Origin of the sequence: Paenibacillus sp. FSL H7-0940 (genome assembly GCF_037979415.1) — a bacterium.
Taxonomy (GTDB): Bacteria; Bacillota; Bacilli; order Paenibacillales; family Paenibacillaceae; genus Paenibacillus; species Paenibacillus amylolyticus.
This window is the reverse complement of sequence record NZ_CP150280.1, coordinates 5,264,828-5,285,862: the sequence shown is the minus strand read 5'-3', so window position 1 is coordinate 5,285,862 and position 21,035 is coordinate 5,264,828. Positions and strand designations below refer to the sequence as shown.

At 46.7% G+C, this 21,035-nt stretch carries 19 protein-coding genes; 7 read left to right on the top strand and 12 right to left on the bottom strand.

The window, feature by feature from the left end; all coding sequences use genetic code 11:
* Window positions 1-202 precede the first annotated feature (202 nt).
* Window positions 203-2,575 carry an Ig-like domain-containing protein gene (locus MHB71_RS23250; protein WP_340027831.1) on the top strand — a complete coding sequence of 791 codons (2,373 nt, stop codon included), beginning with the start codon at window positions 203-205 and terminating at the stop codon, window positions 2,573-2,575.
* 408 nt (window positions 2,576-2,983) lie between these two features.
* Here MHB71_RS23250 and MHB71_RS23245 read toward each other — a convergent pair whose 3' ends face one another.
* The 6 genes from MHB71_RS23245 to MHB71_RS23220 form a co-directional block, all read right to left on the bottom strand.
* Window positions 2,984-3,529, bottom strand: a complete 546-nt coding sequence (locus MHB71_RS23245; RefSeq protein WP_340027830.1) for a chromate transporter — start codon at window positions 3,527-3,529, stop codon at window positions 2,984-2,986.
* A 2-nt stretch (window positions 3,530-3,531) separates the two neighbouring features.
* Window positions 3,532-4,119, bottom strand: a complete 588-nt coding sequence (locus MHB71_RS23240) for a chromate transporter (protein ID WP_017691071.1) — start codon at window positions 4,117-4,119, stop codon at window positions 3,532-3,534.
* Between the two features lie 12 nt (window positions 4,120-4,131).
* Window positions 4,132-4,626, bottom strand: a complete 495-nt coding sequence (locus MHB71_RS23235; protein ID WP_105406131.1) for an Lrp/AsnC family transcriptional regulator — start codon at window positions 4,624-4,626, stop codon at window positions 4,132-4,134.
* Between the two features lie 270 nt (window positions 4,627-4,896).
* The gene (locus MHB71_RS23230) at window positions 4,897-6,012 is read right to left on the bottom strand and encodes a PAS domain-containing protein (protein ID WP_036616552.1); all 1,116 of its coding nucleotides are present in this window, start codon (window positions 6,010-6,012) and stop codon (window positions 4,897-4,899) included.
* Window positions 6,005-6,655 (bottom strand): response regulator transcription factor, encoded by a 651-nt coding sequence (locus MHB71_RS23225; RefSeq protein WP_017691068.1) that lies wholly within the window; start codon window positions 6,653-6,655, stop codon window positions 6,005-6,007. Before MHB71_RS23225 ends, MHB71_RS23230 begins: the two co-directional genes overlap by 8 nt.
* A gap of 108 nt (window positions 6,656-6,763) precedes the next feature.
* A complete protein-coding gene (locus tag MHB71_RS23220) occupies window positions 6,764-7,195 on the bottom strand; it encodes a GAF domain-containing protein (RefSeq protein WP_339190208.1) in 432 nt (143 codons plus the stop codon).
* Window positions 7,196-7,571: 376 nt separating this feature from the next.
* On the opposite strand from MHB71_RS23220, the gene MHB71_RS23215 reads away from it, so the two are divergent.
* A complete protein-coding gene (locus MHB71_RS23215) occupies window positions 7,572-8,348 on the top strand; it encodes a Crp/Fnr family transcriptional regulator (RefSeq protein ID WP_235193905.1) in 777 nt (258 codons plus the stop codon).
* A 162-nt stretch (window positions 8,349-8,510) separates the two neighbouring features.
* On the opposite strand, the gene MHB71_RS23210 is transcribed toward MHB71_RS23215, so the two are convergent.
* The 3 genes from MHB71_RS23210 to MHB71_RS23200 all read right to left on the bottom strand — a co-directional run bounded on the left by MHB71_RS23210 (window position 8,511) and on the right by MHB71_RS23200 (window position 9,795).
* Window positions 8,511-9,068, bottom strand: a complete 558-nt coding sequence (locus tag MHB71_RS23210; RefSeq protein WP_340027829.1) for a GNAT family protein — start codon at window positions 9,066-9,068, stop codon at window positions 8,511-8,513.
* 124 nt (window positions 9,069-9,192) lie between these two features.
* Window positions 9,193-9,348: a hypothetical protein gene (locus MHB71_RS23205; protein ID WP_017691064.1), complete on the bottom strand. Its 156-nt coding sequence runs from the start codon at window positions 9,346-9,348 to the stop codon at window positions 9,193-9,195.
* A gap of 153 nt (window positions 9,349-9,501) precedes the next feature.
* On the bottom strand, window positions 9,502-9,795 hold the full coding sequence (locus MHB71_RS23200) for a hypothetical protein (RefSeq protein ID WP_340027828.1): 294 nt from the start codon (window positions 9,793-9,795) through the stop codon (window positions 9,502-9,504).
* 224 nt (window positions 9,796-10,019) lie between these two features.
* Here MHB71_RS23200 and MHB71_RS23195 point away from each other — a divergent pair, with 224 nt between their 5' ends.
* The 4 genes from MHB71_RS23195 to MHB71_RS23180 all read left to right on the top strand — a co-directional run bounded on the left by MHB71_RS23195 (window position 10,020) and on the right by MHB71_RS23180 (window position 16,063).
* On the top strand, window positions 10,020-11,534 hold the full coding sequence (locus MHB71_RS23195; RefSeq protein ID WP_340030219.1) for a DUF6359 domain-containing protein: 1,515 nt from the start codon (window positions 10,020-10,022) through the stop codon (window positions 11,532-11,534).
* 208 nt (window positions 11,535-11,742) lie between these two features.
* On the top strand, window positions 11,743-12,372 hold the full coding sequence (cdaS, locus tag MHB71_RS23190; RefSeq protein ID WP_253505129.1) for a sporulation-specific diadenylate cyclase CdaS: 630 nt from the start codon (window positions 11,743-11,745) through the stop codon (window positions 12,370-12,372).
* A gap of 287 nt (window positions 12,373-12,659) precedes the next feature.
* Entirely contained in the window at window positions 12,660-13,766 is a 1,107-nt protein-coding gene (locus MHB71_RS23185) for a Glu/Leu/Phe/Val dehydrogenase (protein WP_340027827.1), read from the top strand.
* Window positions 13,767-13,996: 230 nt separating this feature from the next.
* Window positions 13,997-16,063, top strand: coding sequence for a methyl-accepting chemotaxis protein (locus tag MHB71_RS23180; protein WP_340027826.1), 2,067 nt, complete (start codon window positions 13,997-13,999; stop codon window positions 16,061-16,063).
* A gap of 152 nt (window positions 16,064-16,215) precedes the next feature.
* Here MHB71_RS23180 and MHB71_RS23175 read toward each other — a convergent pair whose 3' ends face one another.
* Window positions 16,216-17,079 (bottom strand): LysR family transcriptional regulator, encoded by an 864-nt coding sequence (locus tag MHB71_RS23175; protein WP_340027825.1) that lies wholly within the window; start codon window positions 17,077-17,079, stop codon window positions 16,216-16,218.
* 156 nt (window positions 17,080-17,235) lie between these two features.
* Here MHB71_RS23175 and MHB71_RS23170 point away from each other — a divergent pair, with 156 nt between their 5' ends.
* A complete protein-coding gene (locus tag MHB71_RS23170) occupies window positions 17,236-18,297 on the top strand; it encodes an alkene reductase (protein ID WP_340027824.1) in 1,062 nt (353 codons plus the stop codon).
* A 41-nt stretch (window positions 18,298-18,338) separates the two neighbouring features.
* On the opposite strand, the gene MHB71_RS23165 is transcribed toward MHB71_RS23170, so the two are convergent.
* Window positions 18,339-19,622: an MFS transporter gene (locus tag MHB71_RS23165; protein ID WP_340027823.1), complete on the bottom strand. Its 1,284-nt coding sequence runs from the start codon at window positions 19,620-19,622 to the stop codon at window positions 18,339-18,341.
* A gap of 66 nt (window positions 19,623-19,688) precedes the next feature.
* Window positions 19,689-20,930, bottom strand: coding sequence for an ATP-grasp domain-containing protein (locus tag MHB71_RS23160; protein WP_340027822.1), 1,242 nt, complete (start codon window positions 20,928-20,930; stop codon window positions 19,689-19,691).
* Window positions 20,931-21,035: the final 105 nt, after the last annotated feature.

Sequence of the window (21,035 nt, the reverse complement as noted above, 5' to 3'; positions counted from 1 at the left end):
TCCAATCCTGTTAAAAGAAGTTCAAGACAGTCAATATACATAGGTATGCGTAATATTCGCAGGTATGATCGGTTGAAACAGGAATCGAAGATAAATTAATTTCCATAGAATTACCTGAAAATTTCCTGAAAGTCTAAACATCTGGAAAGGACTTGCCGACATAAAACATAAGGAAAAAAATGATGATAATCGGGGGGAAATGATGTTAAAGCCAAGATTGACCAAGTACATGGTGATGATGCTGGTGTTGATGCTGAGTATTTCCAACGTAGGCTTGGCCGCTGCGGCAGACAAAGAACTGTCCAAAATTGTGGTTTCCAAGAATGAGATGTCGCTCGAAGTTGGTGATTCTGGGTCTGTTACGGTGACAGGGGTATATTCAGATAATACCTCGGCTAATGTAACGATTAGTACAACCTGGAGTAGCGAAGATACTTCGATAGCAACTGTATATAATGGTGCAATCACGGCCAAAAAGGAAGGTAAAGCGACGATTACGGCAGCTTACCAGGGTCAGAGTCAGACTGTTCAAGTGAAAGTAACGAAGAAGGTCAAAGCCCTTTCGAAAAACGTGCAAAGTCTGGATTTGCGCACGGGAGATACAAAAGAAATTATTTTGACAGCAACGTATAGTGACAATGAAACAAATAATGCAGCAGCAAGTACTGCAGAATGGTCTACCAGTGATGAGAAGGTTGCTACCGTGGTGAATGGTAAAGTAACTGGACAAAGCGCGGGTACGGCAGTTATTACTGCGAAAGTTGGCAGCCAAAGCGTGACGGTGGATGTTAACGTTGAAGTGGTTAAACGTGTAGATGTAGATAAACAGCAAGTTAACCTGTTGTTGAACAAAAGTGAAAGTGTGAAAGTGACGGCTACGTATCCAGATGGCACAACCAAAGATGTAACGGATCTGGCGGAGTGGACATCCAGCAACGAGAAGGTCGCAGACGTTCTTAAAGGCGAAATTACAGGTTACTCGGCAGGTTCTGCCAAGATCACAGCCAAATACGGTACGAAATCAGTATCCGTTGACGTGGATGTGGATCTGACGAGCAAGCTGAGTGTGGAGAAACAAAGTATTTTCTTCCGTTTGAGCGAGACAACCAAAACGGCTAATGTCGTTGTAACGGCTTCTTATCCAAACAGCAGCGATGTGAATGTAACGGATCAGGCAACATGGACATCTAGCAACGAGAAGGTTGCAACGGTGTTTAAGGGACAGATCACAGCCATTAGCGCAGGTTCAACAACGATCAAAGCAACCTATAGTGGAAAAACTGTAGAAATTGCTGTAGATGTAGATACGGCAAGATATCTGGATATCAAAGATGTAAATGACAAGCTCGCCATGAGTGTTACCGGTGATAACAAGTCTAAGACATTGGTAGCCAATGCCGAATATATTGATGCCAGTACAGAAAATGTAACTTCCAAAGCAACATGGACTTCAAGCAATCCAGATGTCGTATATGTATCAAACGGCGATCTGATTGCATACAAATCCGGTACGGCTACGATCACTGTAGCTTATGGCGGTAAAACGGTTAAATTCACAGTGAATGTAGACGTAGCAGACAAGTATGAGATGGACAAGAAGAAAGCATCGGTAGCCGTTGGTGGAACGACTTCTGCCAAAGTACTGGCGTTGTATGGTGAAACATCCAAAGATGTATCTGAAGATGCAACTTGGAGCAGCAGCAGCGACAAAATCGCTGAGGTAGATAGCAAAGGGGTTATCACAGGTGTTGCTACAGGTAAAGTAACCATTACCGCGAAGATTGAAGGCAAAACACTGACTCTGCCTGTTGAAGTAGGTATGGCTAGTGGACTGGAAGCAGATGTGAACTTCGTTGTTCTGTCTGCCAAAGAAACTCAGACGATCCTTCTAACAGGTACGGATGAGGACGGCAACACGTTGGATGTTACATCCGAAGCAACCTGGAAATCCAGCAATGCACGTGTAGCAGATGTGAAAAAAGGCGTGATCACAGGTAACAGCAGTGGTAAAGCCAACATCACAGCAGAATACGGCTCCAAAAAAGTGACGATCCAAGTTGAAGTGGATGTCATCACACGTATTGAAGCTTCCGAGCCGGTTCTTTCCCTGAAATCAGGCGATACAGCTGATCTGACGGTAACTGCCTTCTTGAGCGACGGTAGCGAGCGTGATGTTACGGACAAAGCTGAATGGAAAACGAACAGCTACAAAGTAGCTCAAGTGACCAAAGGTAAAGTCAAAGCTACAGGTTCAGGTAAAGCCAAAATCACAGCAAAATACGGCAGCAAGTCTGTAACGATTGCTCTAGATGTGGATACACTGAAATATTTGCAGACGGATAAAGTAACGTTGACCATGAAACCTGGTGAAAAGGTAACTGTGGCGGCTACTGCAACGTATGCTGATGGCAGTGAAGCGAATGTATCCAAACCGGCTCTCTGGAAATCTTCCCGTATTGCAACAGCATCGGTGAAAGATGGCATCATTCAGGCAAATGGCAAAGGTAAAGCAACAATTACGGTGACATTTGCAGGTGTGAAAACCAAAGTAACGGTAGTGGTTGAAGCGAAGTAATTGCTTTTCCAAATGTGAGTGTGAAACGCGCAAATAAAACGGTGATGCCAGATAATAGCTGGTATCACCGTTTTTTGTTTATAAACTAGGCATGTCTTCAAGCGCTAACGAATCTGAAACGTCTTATTCAGGGGTCTGGAGCGTTTGCAGAAATCTAAGGAATCTGAGACACGTTATATCGGAAATTACAGTCTGTTATAGCACTTTTGTCAGGTTATTTTGGTATATAACGTGTCTGATGTTCCTTACAATATAAACTGAGGACCTAAAGACCAAATAAGACGTCCTCAGTTCCTTAGAAAATGAAAATAGTCTGGCCATTCGCCAACGTCCAGAACCCTTGCATACACCACCCTATTACAGATGTATAACCAAGTGATTCTGTGACGTTCCCCGTATGTTCTATAACTACATCGTGTGAGACAGTACTAGTGCACCATAGGCAAAAGCGATCACGATCAGAATGGCCGGATGCAGCTTGGTTTTGGTCATGACCCAGAGCGAGATGCCTGCAATGATCAACGTCTGCCAGATGCCGATGGAATCAGTGGACAGCTGCCCGAATTCCCATGTGAGCAGAATCATGAGTACGGCGATAACAGGCTGCACAAGCAGGGTCATGCCTTTGACTTTTGGTGACGTGCGATGTTTGTTCAACAGACGAAGTAATATAATTAGTGCGGTCGCGGAAGGTACGATTGTGGCAAAACTTGCGATAATTGCCCCAAACCAGCCTGCTACGTGGTACCCGACAAATGCAGCAATTTTGGTTGCAATCGGGCCGGGAAGGGCGTTACCAATCGCCAGTACATCACCGAATTGCTCGGTGGTCATCCATTGGTAGTGGTTCACAATCTCTTCCTGCATGAGCGGAATGGATGCCGGGCCGCCCCCATATCCCAAGATGTTTGCTACGAAAAATCCCCAAAATAATTCCCACCATGTCTGGAGCATCCTTAGGACACCCCCTTATCAGACTCGCCTTTGGACTTGAAGCGCTGAACCAGATCCAGATGGAAGACACCATATCCAAGGAAAACAGCGATCACAATCCCCGGATGGATATCCAGCAGCTGTAATAGTACAAAGGCAATTACGCCGAATAGGGCGGCAAAAACTTTACCAAGTCCCTTCCAGGCTTTCATGGCAAATTCATAAGCCATCATGCCCAGCATGACAAAAATGACCGGCCTTACGGCGGCTACCATGCCTGCTACTACTTTCGACTCGCGTAGCGCGTACATGGAACCGAGCAGAGCAATAATGGCAATACTTGTCGGCAAAATATGAGCGAGTACAGACACGATCGCGCCCAGCACACCTTTGGTTTTATAACCGAGATATGCGGCCATTTTGGTCGCGATGGGACCCGGCAAGGCGTTGGCGATAGCCAAAATCTCGCCGAACTCCTCATCACTGACCCATTTGTAACGCGTAACGGCTTCGTAACGGATTAACGGGATGACCGAAGGGCCGCCGCCATATCCGAGAATTCCGGTTCGTACCATTCCGATGACGAGACCGTTGTAATCTTTCCAACCCATGCTGATTTCCTCCTAGAGTCTCATGCCCATCCGGCTTTTATAACGCTTCAATAATAGCTGTGATTCCACTTTGACGATACCCGGCATCTTATAGAGCTTCTCCAGCAAGAACTGCTCCATCTCTTCCATATCCGCAAAAATACCGTGCATGTGCAGGGTACTTGGGCCTGTCATATGATAAAGGCTGGTGACGGCTGGCTCTTCATCCAGTTTCTCAGCGACTTCATCCAGGAAGGGCGGTTCAACATCGACATTAAAAAAGGCCGAGACCTGAAGCCCAACTTTGCCAGGGTTGATTACAACGGTGAAGCGTTCGATGATTCCTTTTTCGGATAACGCATTAATGCGGGCCTGAACAGCTACACGTGACAACCCGATCTGTGTACCCAGATCCGTATAGGATATTCGGCTGTTTTGGTGAAGCGCGGCGATGATTTTGCGATCCATCTCGTCCAGATTGTACATTTGTGGAATTTCTCCTCCTTTGGAGGAGCGTTTCTCTGACATGTTGACCATCCTTTTCTCTCGCTATATGAAATGAACAATGAAATTTTACTAATCATACAATGTGTATGTGGCATTCATAGTTTAATGACGAATCGTAACTGGAGTCAATCTATTTATCATGATTATTGAATTTAACCGATTTTGAGCCTTCATTTTGTCATTTCGACCAATCGGAAATAAAAAGACCACTCGCACAGTCCAATAGCGAGCAGCCGTTAAATAATAGATAAGCTGGAGTAAAGCACAAAGTGTGATACGAAGCATGTACGGTTATCCCTGTGCTGTCTTGGGCAGTAAAAGGGTAACGGTGGTCCCTTCGCCAGGCTCGGAAGAAACTCTCAACGTTCCTCCTGCACCACGGGCACGCTCTTCCATACTGAACAATCCAACGCCATTGCCTGCGGTTGCTTCGCTGAATCCAGCACCTTGATCTTCAATAATAACCATCGTCATGTTCTCAGCGTCTTCTATAGTAACACGTGCCTCGGCAACATCGGCATACTTCGCGACATTGGTTAAGGCTTCCTGAATAATCCGATAGATAGCTATCTCCCGGTTCATCTCCAGTCGTTTGCGCAAATTACATTCCAGATCAACTTCGATCCCGTAGTGACGGGTGTAATTCTCGATATACGTACGAATCGCCGGAACAACACCCAGGTCATCCAGAACGGATGGTCTCAGCTCCCATGCCATACCGCGTACATCTTCCATGATACCCGTGACCTGTTTACGAAGTGCTTCAACCCCGGGGTGAGGCTGGTCTGCCAGCAGGCGATCCATCTGAATCACCAGAGAGAAGAGACTCTGTCCAATCCCGTCATGCAGTTCACGCGAGATCCGGCGTCGTTCCTCTTCCTGAATATTCATCACTTGGGACATCATCTTTTGCAATTCGGCTTCGACGGATTTCAGCTTGGTGACCTCGCTGCGTACAGCCAGGTATTGATAGGGCTCCCCGTCGTTATCAAGGAAAGGCACGATGGTGGTGTTGACCCAATAATGACTGCCATCTCTGGCACGATTGAGAATTTCCCCGTTCCATACCTTACCTGAGGATATCGTGTCCCACAGGTTTTTCATAAAGCTTTTGCCATGGTATCCGGAATTAATGATTCGATGATCCTTACCGATCAGTTCCTCGCGCTCATACTGTGAGATTTCACAGAATTTATCATTCACATACTGGATTTTACCCTTGCGGTCTGTCAGGGCTACAATAGAGGATTCATCCAAGGCAAATTTCAGATCACTCAGTTGATGCAGGGAACCCTTCAACCTGCTGCGAAATTCATTATCCGTAATGTGATTATCGATTTCGTTCAGCAGGAGGCGTACGGGCTGGTCTGCGAGTCCACTTAATCTGTTCTTGCGTGCACTACTCAAAGTTCAGCAACCCCTTTTTCATGGCGAATTTCACCAGTTCCGGTCGTGTACGCAGGCCAAGTTTCTCCATCAGATTGCTTTTGTGGGATTCGACCGTTTTGACACTGATGATCAGATGTTCGGCGATTTCCTTGTTGGCGTAACCTTTGGCAATCCAGGACAAAATCTCTTTCTCCCGCTCGGATAACGTGTCATACGGTCCGGCGTTTTCCTGTTTGGCTTTGTCCAGGTATTCACTCATCAGCCGCTTGGTCGCACTCGGGTACAGATAGGCGCTACCCTCTGCTACGGAACGAATCGCGGCAAGCAATTCTTCATGCGGCGCACTTTTGAGTATGTATCCGGATGCTCCCGCGTGGATGGCGCGGAACAGATATTCTTCATCGTCATGCATGGTTAGTATCAAAATGGAGACATCTGGCATCAATTTCTTTAATTCAGCGGTAGCAGTCAGACCGTCTTTGCCTGGTGGCATGCTGAAATCCATCAAGACTACGTCTGGTTTCAACTCTTGAGCCTTGGCAATGGCTTCATCGCCATCTGCGGCATCTCCAACGATATGTATATCATTCTTTCCTTCAAGTAAGGCGATCAGCCCGGAACGCACGACAACATGGTCGTCTACAACTAATAGTTGAATCACATGATTTCCCCCTGTCCGCTTCCTTAGTTCTATCTATATCATAACAAAAAAAGAAGCTATTCAGAGCTTTAATCTCCGAATAGCTTCTCTCACGCTCTAGTTCAAACTTTATCCAAACACCTTCGGCTGAAGATGTAGAGCGATTTGCTCCGTCTGCCGGATCATGTCCGGTGAGAAGGTGCAAGGCAGTCTGCTGCCAACGAGCAGCACGGCGCCAGGCACGCTTCCTTCCTGGAACACAGGTACCGCTATGGCACATACCAGCCGCTCAGCAAGCATTAACGGGCAACGACCGGGTGTATGCTCCCCGGTGGATTGTGCATCAGATCGGGCTGTGCGTCCAGTCCGAAGGGCTGTGCCCACCAGATCTTGTCCGGAACGCATTTCCATGCGTTTCACCCGTTCATTACTAGTCCCAGAGGTATACTTCCAGCGTAGCATTGTCCCGTTCAGACAGGCAAGTCCACAGAAGTCGCTGGATGTGTTCAGGCGCAGGCCGTCGATCATCTCCTGAATGCCAGATGGCAGTTCATCATGCATGAGAGGACACTTCCTTTTTCAAAATTATAACGTACGTGACGTGTAATTATTATCATTAACCTTTGAACAGGATCATCTTAAAGTAAGGGTATTACAATGTTAATTCTATTGTAGACCCTTTCTCGTACGTTGTAATTCAGGGAAAACCCCTATTTCCGTTCTATAATCTACTGAACTTGGGCAGTGGAGGACTCCTGAGTCAGGTGCACCAAGGGATTGAAGAAATGCGAAGGATGAGGCATATCGGTGAAATGTGACTTTTCTCACAGCAAATTCAGGGAGTTTCTCGTTAATGATCAGGTAATCCCCCGATAACCCTCTCGCTACTTTCGCGGTATGATGGATACATAAGGAATCACCGAGGGGGACGAAGGTTATGGGTACAGTATTTGTAGAAAGAACAACCCAAAGAGCAGAGCAGAAACAAACGGAGGCGGGCAAAATGACACGAGAAACAGGCGGAATCCTTTCGTTCGTTACATCTGAGCAATGGGGCCTGATTGAAGCAAAAATGCAGCCCAAACGGGTGAAGTCGGGGTATAGTCTCTTTCTCGAAGGCGATGAAGCCGGATATCTGTACTACATTCGTTCGGGACGAGTGAAAATGACCAAGTCGACGGAGGATGGCAAGGAAATTATTTTATCCATTCAGCAAAGCGGCGATCTCATCGGTGAATTCGGCGGCATCGGAGGATTGAATCATAGCTACAGTGCAGAGATGGCGGAAAAAGGGGAACTGGCCATTATCTCGCTTAGCGATCTGGAAAGTATACTCAGCAAACATGGCGACCTTGCCTTGAAATTCTTGCAATGGATGGCACTCTCGCAGCGGATCACCCAGTCGAGATTCCGTGATTTGCTGCTCTATGGCAAGGCGGGTGCGCTCGCTTCGACACTGATCCGTGCCAGCAATTCGTATGGTAGGGTTACACCGGATGGTATTGTGCTGGACATGAAGCTGAACCATACCGATCTTGCCGAGATGATTGGAGCTACCCGGGAGAGCGTAACGCGGATGCTGGGGGCATGGAAGGAACAAGGTACGCTGGATATGATGGACGGCAAACTGATGATTCGGGATCTGGCAGCCCTGCGCTGTATGTGTGGATGTCCGACATTCCCGAGCTGTCCGGTAGAGCTGTGTCGACTGTAAATTAGTTTGTTCCGAGGTAATCCTATATAAGGAAAGATCAACGGTTGCATCCCTGAGGAACAAATTTGATTTGGATTCCAAATGAGGCTTCAAGGCTTCACCTCCATTGGCGATTGGGGTCGTTACGGAGTAAAAGAAAAGCTGGCGTCCCATATTTGGGAGTCAGCTTTTTGTGTTTCTTTGCAATTGTTCACCTGCATATTCCTTTGCAAGAATCGAATAGATCACAGAGTCATGAAAGGAACCTTTGTAGAACCAGTGCTCGCGTAATAGCCCTTCTCGCTGCATGCCAATCTTCTTCATGACATTCTCCGAAGCTGTGTTGTGCGGACGACATTTGGCGTAAATCCGGTGAATGCCCAGTTCGTTGAAACCGAAACCCAGTAAAGCGCGGGCTGCTTCGGCGGCATAACCTTTCCCTTGATAGGTGGGGTTAAGGACATAACCGATCTCTGCATTGGTTTTCTCCATCACGTGAATACCTACTCCGCCAAGGAGAGTTCCATTACTTTTCAAACATATTGCAAGTTCAAAGCCCTCTCTTGGATGTGCCTGCTGTGTGTCCAACACAAACTGCACGTATGCTCGTGTATCTTCTTCCGTATTCGGGCCCCATGCCGTATGCTGAGTAACTTCTGTCATGGATGTATAGCTATGTATACTTTTCCAATCGGTCTCCCGAATCTCCCGGATGATCAGTCTGTCAGTCTCCAGTTGCATCGTTGTTCACTCCTTCACGTTTGAATAACTTTACTGTTCATTGTACAACAAAAATAGCTCATAACAGATTCAACGAATGAATCGGTCATGAGCCATAATGTAGATCTATGATGTATGTGGAATGCTATTGTGGTTGTTTACATTGAACTGCGGGATAAGTATAAGCCAACTTGCGGATAATTTCCTTTTGCCATCTCGTATCACCCAGATTGGTTGCCAGGTTCAGAAGATCCAAATAATCGTCAAGCTGCAGATCAGCCTTTTGCAGAGTTGTATTCATTCGATGTTCGTTCCCCTTTATCTATAAAATCGTAAAATCATATGCAGTAGAAAGTTACAAAGAGACAAGTTCAAGAATGATAATCATTATCATGTTTATATATTCATTATGCAATGAACGTTGGTAAAATGCAATCCCAAGTCCGCATCGAATTTAACTTTTTTCTGAAAATAGGCTCATCCACAGCACATAGGGAATGTATACACCGAGATATGCAGACGGATACAGGAACCAGCCATTCAACAGGAAATGATGAATCTCGGTGGTGAATGTGGTCATATGAGCATTCGTCGCATACACATCACCTGCGATGACCGTTGCCGCAATATAGAAGCAGAGCAGCGCAAGAATATGAAACAATCGTCTAACCATCCGGGAACGAAGAGCAACATAAGCCATAATCAGCGGAACAATCAACAAGAGTATCAAAAATACCAATTTCATCATCGTTTTACTCCTTCGGTAAATGGAATTCTAATGATAATCAGTATGGGCCAATAGACTCAACTTCTAAACTTTTTCATAAACTTTACAAAAAGAAAGAGGAATTCAGCATATGAACAATTAAATTAAAGGAGGATAACCCATTATCAGGTAATTATGAGGAGGAGAAAGGGAATATGAAAAAGGCGTTATGGCAGCACTGGATCGGGGCATTCCTGGTCTTTATCATGATGGCAACTGCACTGCTGGGGCCGGGTTCGCAAAGTCCGGTACAAGCTGCAGCACCACTTACGGTATCTCAGGCCATCGCTGCCCAGAGCGGTGGAGGAACAGCAACGGTTGAAGGAATCATTGTTGGACATGCTACCGGGTCGCTTACCGCGAAGTTTACATCTCCGTATGCCAATGATTTTAATGTTCTGATTGCAGACTCAGCGTCAGAGCGAACCAACGCCAGATTATTGGATGTACAGGTTCCCTCATCTTTCCGTTCGCAATATGGATTGGCGTCCAACCCCAGTCTTGTAGGCAAAAAGATCATCGTAACCGGAACCCTCGGTGCCTACAACAGCTATGCAGGAGTCAAAAACCCAACGTCCATCACACTTTCCTCCGGAACAACCAATCCTGATCCAGAACCGAACCCGGGCACAACACTGCCGGACGGTACCGGCAAGAAAGTATTGTTCGATAATACCCACGCCCAGACAGCAGGTGCTGCCGACTGGATTATTGACGGGGCATTTTCGGATTTTGCCAATGGTTTGCGAAACGCAGGCTTTGCCGTGGATCAGCTGGAACGCAGCATCCCGTATACTTTCGGTGAGCAAGCCATCACCTATAATAAATTGAAAGATTACGACGTCTTTGTCATTGGCGAAGCCAACGTGCCGTTCAAAGCGACTGAGCAGGCAGCGCTGGTGCAGTACGTGCAGAACGGAGGAAGTATCTTCTTCATCTCCGACCACTATAATGCAGACCGCAACAAAAACCGCTGGGATTCTTCCGAAGTATTCAATGGCTATCGCCGCGGTGCCTTCCTGAATCCGGCCAAAGGCATGTCTTCGGCTGAAGCCGAATCACCAGCGATGCAGAGTGTGACGAGTTCAGACTGGCTCGCGACTAACTTTGGTGTCCGTTTCCGCTACAATGCCCTTGGAGATGTGAACGCATCGGATATCGTTGCACCTGCACAATCCTTTGGCATTACGACTGGTGTTAATTCTGTAGCCATGCATGCGGGATCGACCATTGCGATTATAGATTCTAACAAGGCCAAAGGCTTGGTGTATGTACCAAGTGGTGTGTCCAAGTGGGGCAATGCCGTGGATCAGGGCGTATACAATGGTGGTGGACGAGCTGAAGGAGCCTATGCTGCCATTGCAAAGGTTGGTGCAGGCAAAGCCGCATTTATCGGTGACTCTTCACCTGTAGAAGACGCGACTCCGAAATATTTGCGTGAAGAGACAGGTGCTACCAAGAAGACCTATGATGGATTCAAAGAAGTGGATGATGCAACGTTCCTTGTGAATACTGTGAAATGGCTCGCGGTCAAAGAGAGCTACACCAGTCTGGCACAAGTCCCAGGATTGACATTGGATACGGCAACAAGCCTGCTTCCTATCGAAGCTCCGGCCGCATCAACCGAGCCGCAACTTGAGCCATGGGCTGCACCAGCGGCAGGGTACAAATGGTATGATCCGACTACATTTAAGACAGGTTCATACGGCAAAGCGCAATAAGTAAAGTAGATAAACATCAAATTATTATGCGAATAGGGTCTGACCGTGGAGTTTTGCGGACAGGCTCTTTTTTTGCTTGTTATATCAGTTACAATGAATCCCATGATTAAATCCTACAGCCTGCCATTGCATAAGTATGTGCTCCAGAGGGGAAGGTATGGGTACTAATGATGCGGCGTGAAGCCCAAGCCAACCAAGGAGGCGGCGAATGATGACTCAGCAAGCAGACTGTGACAGTTCCTCGATGAGGCAGAAGCTTAAGGCAGACCTCCATCGTGTAGCAGAGCGTATGAATCTGACGTTATCCCAATTTGACAAAGACAGTGCCTGTCTGCTGGGGCAATTTGCAGAGATTCGAGCGGAGATCAAGCAGATCGAGGTGCTCGCCTCTTCGTTTTATCTGGATTGTTATCTGTCACCCTTTACCGAGAAGTTTGCCGAATTAACATCGAGCGTGCAGCATCTATCTGACCGGAGATATGGGGCGTTGATTGTGATTGAACGGGAGATTCCGTTGGAGTCGATCATTCACTCAGGCGTGACTGTGGATGCACGAGTGACGCATGCGTTGCTGGAATCGCTGTTTATTCCCGGTGCACCTCTGCATGATGGGGCTGTTCTGATTCGTGGTAATCAGATCGTATCTGCTGGTAATGTATTGCCGTTGTCACAGGCGGAAGTGCATGAACGGAAAATAGGCACCCGTCATCGGGCTGCACTGGGACTCAGTGAATTGACGGATGCGGTTGTATTAGTTGTCTCCGAGGAGACAGGACAGGCTTCATTTGCTGTAGATGGCGATTTGCATCCAATCAATGTGGTTGAGACGCTCCCTTAAATGGGAACGATTAATTGGCCTACTCGGGGCGAATAGGTTGATGTAGTTGAGGGAAGTGTACCTTTCTCCTGTAAGGGAGAGAGGTTTTTCTATGGATAGACGATAAAATTATAATCTGAAATTCGACAGCTATGCTCTCGCCATATGAGAAGCATCGATCGATGCTTCTCTGACATTGCGATGTGATTTTGCACAAACTGGGTATTCATGGGTACAATAGAGGATGGTCAATGAATAGAGAACAATGCGATTGGATCGCAAAAATGGTTGGAGGAGACGGTTAGCACATGAGTTGGTTTGAAGCAATGGAGCATCACGATTATGAGGAACTGGTTCTGTGCCAGGATCGAAATTCAGGGTTAAAAGCAATTATCGCCATACACGACACAACACTCGGCCCTGCGCTGGGAGGCACACGGATGTGGACTTACGCTTCAGAAGAAGCAGCCATTGAAGATGCCCTGCGCCTTGCCCGTGGTATGACATATAAGAATGCGGTATCTGGCCTGAATCTGGGCGGTGGCAAAACCGTTATCATCGGAGATCCGCGGCGCGACAAAAACGAAGCGATGTTTCGGGCGTTTGGACGATATATTCAAGGGTTGAACGGACGTTATATCACAGCCGAAGATGTGGGAACAACGGAAGAGGACATGAACCTGATTTATCAGGAAACCGATTATGTAACAGGCATCTCGGCGAGCTATGGTTCATCCGGTAATCCATCGCCTGCAACGGCTTGGGGTGTATATCGGGGGATCAAGGCAGCAGCCAAAGAAGCATTTGGTACCGATCTGCTGGAGGGTAAAACGATAGCGGTCCAAGGTGTCGGCAATGTGGCGATGCATCTGTGCAAATATCTGTATGAGGAAGGTGCACATCTAATCGTTACGGATATCCATAAGGACTCGGTGAAACAGGCTGTGGACCGCTTCAGCGCGACAGCAGTTGATCCCGCAGACATCACGAGTGTGGAATGTGATATCTATGCACCATGTGCACTGGGCGGCACGATTAATGACGATACGCTCAGAACGCTCAAGGCAAAGGTTGTAGCGGGCTGTGCCAATAATCAGCTGTTGGAGACCCGTCATGGGGATCAGCTGTATGATATGGGCATCGTATATGCGCCTGACTATGTTATCAATGCAGGTGGTGTAATTAACATTGCGGATGAGTTGAACGGTTATAACGCGGATCGGGCGTGGAGCAAGATCGGAGAGATCTATTCCAATCTGGAGAAAATATTCGAAAGCTCACGTACCGAGGGCATCGCAACCTATGTTGCCGCAGATCGTCTGGCTGAGCGACGGATTGAACAGATGAAGAATACGCGCAGTACATTCTTGCAGAATGGTCATCACTCATTGAGTTCCCGGAGATTGCGCAAGTAAACTTAATAGATTCATAAAAAAACTTAAAACGGTCTGTTAGATAACGGCAACATCCATTCCCAAGATGGATAGTCGATCTGACAGGCCATTTTTTTATGTTGCTATCAGAATTTCAAAAAAAGAAAAACAGTGGCAATATCTCCCTAATTGATCAATTTTATTATGGATTTTTCCGATAATGTATGTACATCGTTCAGATGCAGATGGTTCAGGGAAGTGGGGAGAAGGAAATGGGGAAAAGAAAAGGTGTAGGACATAAGATCAAAAATATGTCGCTTAAAATCAAGCTACCTTTCATGATCAGTGTATTGGTTGTTTTGGTTCTGCTTGGTGCAACGACCACAAGTTATATGATTTCATCTGATGTTGTGGTCAAGAAAAGCAAGGATGAAATGAATGTGATGGCTGACCGCCTTGGGGAAGGGCTTTGGACAGCTATGCAGCTTCAACAACAATTGAGTCATGCGATATCCGTACATAGTACTTTTAAAGAACTCTTAAAGTTGCGTGATACGAACGAAATGCCAGATGACACCTTTTTTACAGATGAGAATCCATATTTCAACAGAGCAAATACGATTCTCACTGACAGTATATCCGATACGGAAGGCTCCAAGCCGGACCTGTTCGTATTTGACAAGGAAGGAACGATGGTGGCGGGGACCATGCCAGAAGTCATTGGTCAGTCACGGGGAGATCGGGAATATTTTAAGGAATCCATACAGGGGAAATCCTTCATCAGTGACGCGGTCGTCTCTAAGACTGGCAAGAAGCTCATTATTGTGTTCTCGGAGCCTATCACCGATGAACAGGGGAATATACTAGGTGTGTTCGCCATGTCGGTGGACAGCAGCTTCTTCCTGGGGCAACTCGGAGACATTAAAATCAATGGTCAAGGCAGAGTTGAAGTACTGAGTCGGAGCGGCATCATTATGTATGATTCACTGGACCCTTCCGTTGTGGGACAAACGCTGGAAGAAGATAAGGACGCGATGGGAATTATCGAGGCTAGAGCCACCGACAAAGTGAAAATCACTTCGATGGATCGAGAAGATACCTACTATCGTATTAATCAGATTCCGGGTGCAGATCTCTCTGTGCTCATTATTGACGATTATGACGATATCAAGCGTCCGATAGAGGATATGCAGCGCCAGATGGTTATCGTGATATTGATCGGGATTGCTCTGGCTATTGGTGTAGGATTGCTGATTTCTCGCAGTATTACAAGACCTATCATACGTCTGAGCGGTCTGTTCCAACAGCTTGCTCAAGGCAATCTGACCGTTAAGGCCAATGGCAAGTATAACAGCGAATTCAAGGATCTGGCGGAGAGCTTCAATGGTATGGTGGAGCAGAACAGGAACCTTATTACCGATATGAATAGTTCGATTCATGTCCTTCAGGCCAGCACGCAGGAGTTGGAGGAGACATCCAGACAGACGGCAAGATCCATTGATGAGACATCGGCAACGTCCATGGGGATTGCCAAAGCCATGGAGGCCCAATCGGAAGATACCGAGCAGATTGCAGGCAAATTCAACAGCTTTGGCGATAAAGTGGCTGCCATGAACAGCAGTGCACAGGATGTGAAGGCAAGAGCAGATGAGATCGAAACGGTATTCCACAATGGGAATGAAGTCGTGAATGAACTGATGCGTATCAACGAGGTGAACGAACGGGAAGTGGAGAAAATCTCGGAGATTACCGTCAAACTTCAAACCAGTTCGGGCAGTATTAGTCAGATCACGGAAGCCATCAGCCAGATTGCGAAGCAGACCAATCTGCTTGCATTGAATGCTTCAATTGAAGCATCAAGGGCAGGTGAGCATGGCAGAGGATTTGCGGTTGTGGCCGAAGAGATCCGCAACCTGGCAGAGCAGAGCTCCCGCCAATCCAAGGAAATCTCCAGCATTATCGAGCAGAATCTGGCCGATGTCGCCGAGAACAACCAAAGTGTTGCCGAAATTCACACCATCTCGTCCAGACAGGATGAGCTTGTCTTGCAGACTCGTCAAGCATTTGATGTGATTCTGGAGAAGGTAACGGTTATCAATCGACAAATTGCCACGATGGCAGGACAGATGCAGGAGATGTTACAGAACAAGGATGACGTACTGGAGTCGGCCCATAGTTTGTCGGCTTCAGGAGAGCAGGTATCCGCTTCGGTTGAAGAGGTAACAGCAACCATGATGGAGCAATCTTCAACAGTACAGCAGTTGGCCAACATGGTTGATACGATCGATCAATTGACGCAAAAGCTGGCCGAATCGGCTGCGCGATTCAAGGTGGAGTAAGCGTTAGTTGAATAGGTATAGAGGGAAGGAAGACAAAGGCACTCTGTATGAGTGCCTTTTGCTTTGTTTTTTATGGTCTCGATCAATGTGCTCTAGTTCATTTAGTAATCAAGAAGATCAGCGGTTGAAAGAGGGGTACTGAGTTATCTATATCAAAACGTAATGCACTTCTGGTTCAGCAGCTTCATGAATTGATCCAACGCACTACTGACATACCGATCCTCACCGCGGACAAAGGTTGTCGTGGTATGGGTAAAACGATCTGCCAGATCAAATACGGAGAATTCATCCGGTTTCTTGTGAATAACATTGCACGGCATAATGGTAAAAGCAATTCCAGACTCCACACAGCTGAGCAGGTTTTCCATCGTACTCACTTCGATGATATTACGTGCGGACAACCCTTCTTCCTGCAAAAATTCTTCGGTCATTTCACGATAAGGACAGCCCTCGGGGAAAACAACCCATGATACTTGGCACAGACTTTCGGGTGGTGTATCCATCCGCTTGGAGATGATATGAACGGTGTCCTGCATCTCATATTCCACCTTCAAACCTTCTTTCACACAAGCCCCGCTGATAAAAGCACCATCAATCTCATCGTCCTGTATTTTCTTGCGCAGTACTTTGGGTGAAGTGGCGTTGACGAGTGAGATGGACACCTTCGGGTAGGTTATCTGATATTCATTCAGGATCTCCATAAAGCGGCTGGATGCCGCCGTTTCTACAATGCCAATTTTCAGCGTGCCGGAAGGCTCACCGGGATCGGTCATATCCTGCTTCAGATCGTACAAAAGGTTGTGAATCTGTGTGGCGTACTGGACGAACTGTTCTCCTTTGGAGGTCAGTACAACACCTTTGGGAAATCGGTTGAACAACTGGATTTGATATTCCTGCTCCAGTTTTTTGATACGTGTAGTGACATTGGATTGTGCGTAATTCAGTTCTTTGGCGGCCTGTGAGATTTTGCCTGAACGTGCCACCGCGAGAACAATATCGATATCGGAAAGTTCCATGCTGTCCCCTCCTGAACGTGGATTAACTTCAATTACTTCGGCAAATGGTGATGTTAGGTATCTCTCTGAGAGATACAACTATATATTTAAATCATTTTACGATATATCGGAGCCGCCGTACAATATCCTTAATGACAAAGAGAGTAGGGATATGACATGGATAACACGAATACACGTTTAACATTATTAAGCCCGGTAACGATTCATCAGTGGCAATTAAGGAACCGAATTGTGATGGCACCGTTGACCCGGGGATTTGCTGATGATCGGGAGGGGACCGTGACGGATGAGATGGTGGCGTATTATGAGCAGCGTGCGCGAGATGGTGTGGGACTGATCATTACCGAGGGCATTAACCCCAATCTGGCAGGCAAAGGCACCTACGGCATCCCCGGTTTATATACAGATGAACAGACGACTTCTTGGAAAAGGGTAACGGATGCTGTCCACAGACATGGTGGCACCATTATTGCTCAACTATGGCATATCGGCAGGTTGTCCCACTCCGATCTGATCGGAACCACTCCAGTGGCACCTTCCAGCCTTGCGGCAGAGGGAAGAGTGCATAAGCTGCATAAACCGTATCAGGTTCCTCAAGCGATGAGTACACAGGATATAGCGGATACAATTCAGCATTTTCAGACGGCCGCCCGCAATGCGGTTCTGGCAGGGTTCGACGGGATCGAGCTGCATGCTGCGCATGGGTATCTGATCGACCAGTTTATTAATGAGAAGACTAACCAAAGAACAGATGAATATGGAGGCGACACTGCGGGCAGATTGCGGTTCCTGCGGGATATTATTGTGGCTGTGAAAAAAGAGATCCCTGTGGATCGCATATCGGTACGATTCTCCGAGAAAAAGGATGATGATGCATCCTATGAATGGGTAGACAAAGCTGGAATGATCGATGCATACCTGAACTTGTTCCGCGAGACGGGAATTACGATCTTGCATCCCTCAACAGATCATTATGCGAAAGCATGGGAAGGGGAGCAGTCCTTTCACGAGCGGATTCGAAGTCAGTGGGATGGAATCATCATTGGTGTGGGGGATTTGGATGTTCAGACCGCGGAGCAAGCTATCGGCATGGGAAGCATAGATCTGGCAGCGTTCGGCAGACCGTTTATCGCCAATCCAGATCTGGTACAGAGATTGCATACGGGTCAGCAATTGATTGAGTATGATGCGAATGCACATTTGCCTGTTTTGGTGTGAAAAAAAAGTGAAAAAAAGGGCAGAATAGGCTGCCCTGAGGTTCAGATACTTTTTGAGTGATCCAGCGGTTTCATTTCGTTTCTTCTTGTTGAGCTTTTTTCGATATACCAGAGAATGATCATAGACAATGCATAGAACAGACTGACAGCCAGAATAATGATCCATACACTTTCCATGTCCATGCTTTTGATGAAAATGCCTGTCAAATATGGGCTAAGTGTATAACCCAGGCATCCTACGAATAATAGCAAGCCGTTAAACCGGCCCTGATGTGTATCGGGTACACGCGAAGCAATATACAGGTTGATATTGGTCTGCACGAGAATCTCTCCAATGGTCCACAGCACCGTGGATAAGGCGACGATGGAAAAATGGGGGAAGGTTCCGAGCAGGTTCAAGGCTCCAAATCCGATTCCATAGAAGAGTGCGCCTGTAGCTATGGAGTTTAGGGCAGTTAATTTGCGTGTAGCGGACAGGATCACGGTGGTAAGAATAATGACGCTAATGGCATTGATGGTCATGACAGAGCCGTAATATGCTGCCCCGTTCTCGCCAAATGAATGATTCATCTGGAGTGGGAGGCTGAATGAGTATTGCATATAGATAAAATAGTTAAGAAATGACACAACGATGAAAAAGGCAACAAGTGGATTTTTCAGCAGTAATCTGAATAACGGCGAAGGCGGTTGGCTCGATCGTTGTTGTTCTTGTTGTCCGGCATGTTCGCTGCTTGTTGATGCCAATTCCTTGCGTGTGCCGATCTTAACCTGGTTGATGATGATAAAGGTAGATATCAGAAACACGGTGCCGATACTTATAAAGACAATGTTGACGTGATCCTTGATAAAAAAACCGGCGATCAGTGGTCCGATGGCTATACCCAGATTGGCCCCAAGATACATGAGGGAAAAGGAGGACTTTCGCTCTTTCTCCTCCGTACACAGTTGAATAATCAGTGCATTATAAGCAGGTCGGGTGATACTGATGAAAAACATGACTGCAATCAGAAGATAACCAACGGTAATGGTGCCTGACCAAAAAGAGCAGCTTATAATCATGATGGCAGACAACAGTTGCCCGATGACAATAATTGTTTTTTTGCCCATAAGATCGCTTAAATAGCCGCCGAGAAGTACACCGGGTCCGCTAATCAGGGCTGCCATGGACACAAAGATCCCTGCACTGACCACATTCATACCCATCTGCAACGTAAGCACCAAGGTAATCAGGGAGAATACAAAATCTCCCGTGCTGTTAATCGTTCTTGCTAAACAGAGATAATAGATATCGCGGCTCAGACCCGCGTAGGTTTTGAATAAAGACAATAATTCCAGCCCTCCCCAAGATAACCGTCACTCCAGACCAAAAACAGTGAGGATGATTCGTACATCTTATACGGTTTCAGCAACCGTCACTTCAATCTTGAAGCGATCGTACATATCCAGCAGGGTTTGACGCAATTCCTCGAACGAATCACCCTCCACAATAGCATAGCCTGATCGGGTCATGGTATCGTTGACGTCCCCGGCGCGCTGCCCCACTTGATAGGATACATTGAACTCAATGATGCCAGGGATATCGGCATAATCCTCTATCCCGGATATGTGTTGAATTACCCCTGCGCGTGAAGGGAAGCAGATCATGCCTGTGAATTTATGGCGCGTCTCCTGTTGCTTAAATTCATATATTCCAACTTCCAGATCAGTGACGGCTTCGAAGAAATCAACGCCATGGGTGTTCTTGATACAAGGAGGCATAACATGTGATCCCCCGATTCTTGCACCAATTTCTCCAAACACCACTTCTCCTTCCGGAGTCAGAAAAAGTTCGGCATGTGTTACGGATTGATTGATACCCAAGGCAGCAATGACCTGTTCATTGAGTTCTTTGATGTGATGGATAAAATCAGCTTTCGTGCCTTCAGGGAACGTAATGCTGGCTGGAGGTTTCTGCATCGTCGCAATATCCAGGCAGTTATACAGGTATTGGGACACGGATGCAAATACAACCTTGCCCTTGGACACAATGGAATCACAATGAAACTCCGTACCGTGGATGAATTCCTCCAGCAAATCCCTTTGCTGTGCTTGTCTTGTATGGTGTAGATAATGTACCAGTTCATCCATGCTGGACAATTTGAACGTATTGATACTTCCATATCCGCTGAGTGGCTTCACAATAATCGGGAAGCCGTGTACAGCAGTGAAACGAATATAGTCCTGTTCATGTAGAGCAATGGCAATTTCGGATGTCCGAATTCCGCGTTGATGCAGCATTTGTTTCATGATCCATTTGTTGCGAACAGCCTCAGCCTGATTGCGCTGCATACCGGGGATCCCGAACTCGGAACGGAGCTGACCACCGATCTCAATCGCATTCTCACCCGGCGTTAACAGAGCAGAGATGGAATGGGATTCTCGGATCTGCATCATATGCTCCCGGATGGCATCTACGGACTCCAGATGATCGACATATCTAATTTCGTCAAAGAAGTCCCTGAGGACCTCATCATGATGCAAATTATGCCGTTCAATAATCAGAATTTTCTTGTGATCCGCCAATTTCTGCAAAGGTTTAACGAAGTTTAATCCAGTTGGAAGCCTGAAATCAGATATGTATACAATGGTTTTCATACGTTCTCGTATATCCCCTTTCAACAAAATACTAAAAATAGTAAAAATTCATTTCATAACATTATAGCTCAATATTTTCCATTTTGAATACACCTTTTGGTTAAA

What these genes read in the sequence shown, in the direction of transcription:
- cdaS (WP_253505129.1), top strand. Translation starts at nt 11,743, where the DNA reads ATGATGACTCAGCAAGCAGACTGTGACAGTTCCTCGATGAGGCAGAAG.
- MHB71_RS23185 (WP_340027827.1), top strand. Translation starts at nt 12,660, where the DNA reads ATGAGTTGGTTTGAAGCAATGGAGCATCACGATTATGAGGAACTGGTT.
- MHB71_RS23250 (WP_340027831.1), top strand. Translation starts at nt 203, where the DNA reads ATGTTAAAGCCAAGATTGACCAAGTACATGGTGATGATGCTGGTGTTG.
- MHB71_RS23215 (WP_235193905.1), top strand. Translation starts at nt 7,572, where the DNA reads ATGGGTACAGTATTTGTAGAAAGAACAACCCAAAGAGCAGAGCAGAAA.
- MHB71_RS23160 (WP_340027822.1), bottom strand. Translation starts at nt 20,930, where the DNA reads ATGAAAACCATTGTATACATATCTGATTTCAGGCTTCCAACTGGATTA.
- MHB71_RS23180 (WP_340027826.1), top strand. Translation starts at nt 13,997, where the DNA reads ATGGGGAAAAGAAAAGGTGTAGGACATAAGATCAAAAATATGTCGCTT.
- MHB71_RS23200 (WP_340027828.1), bottom strand. Translation starts at nt 9,795, where the DNA reads ATGATGAAATTGGTATTTTTGATACTCTTGTTGATTGTTCCGCTGATT.
- MHB71_RS23240 (WP_017691071.1), bottom strand. Translation starts at nt 4,119, where the DNA reads ATGGGTTGGAAAGATTACAACGGTCTCGTCATCGGAATGGTACGAACC.
- MHB71_RS23235 (WP_105406131.1), bottom strand. Translation starts at nt 4,626, where the DNA reads ATGTCAGAGAAACGCTCCTCCAAAGGAGGAGAAATTCCACAAATGTAC.
- MHB71_RS23210 (WP_340027829.1), bottom strand. Translation starts at nt 9,068, where the DNA reads ATGCAACTGGAGACTGACAGACTGATCATCCGGGAGATTCGGGAGACC.
- MHB71_RS23245 (WP_340027830.1), bottom strand. Translation starts at nt 3,529, where the DNA reads ATGCTCCAGACATGGTGGGAATTATTTTGGGGATTTTTCGTAGCAAAC.
- MHB71_RS23175 (WP_340027825.1), bottom strand. Translation starts at nt 17,079, where the DNA reads ATGGAACTTTCCGATATCGATATTGTTCTCGCGGTGGCACGTTCAGGC.
- MHB71_RS23195 (WP_340030219.1), top strand. Translation starts at nt 10,020, where the DNA reads ATGATGGCAACTGCACTGCTGGGGCCGGGTTCGCAAAGTCCGGTACAA.
- MHB71_RS23205 (WP_017691064.1), bottom strand. Translation starts at nt 9,348, where the DNA reads ATGAATACAACTCTGCAAAAGGCTGATCTGCAGCTTGACGATTATTTG.
- MHB71_RS23170 (WP_340027824.1), top strand. Translation starts at nt 17,236, where the DNA reads ATGGATAACACGAATACACGTTTAACATTATTAAGCCCGGTAACGATT.
- MHB71_RS23220 (WP_339190208.1), bottom strand. Translation starts at nt 7,195, where the DNA reads ATGCATGATGAACTGCCATCTGGCATTCAGGAGATGATCGACGGCCTG.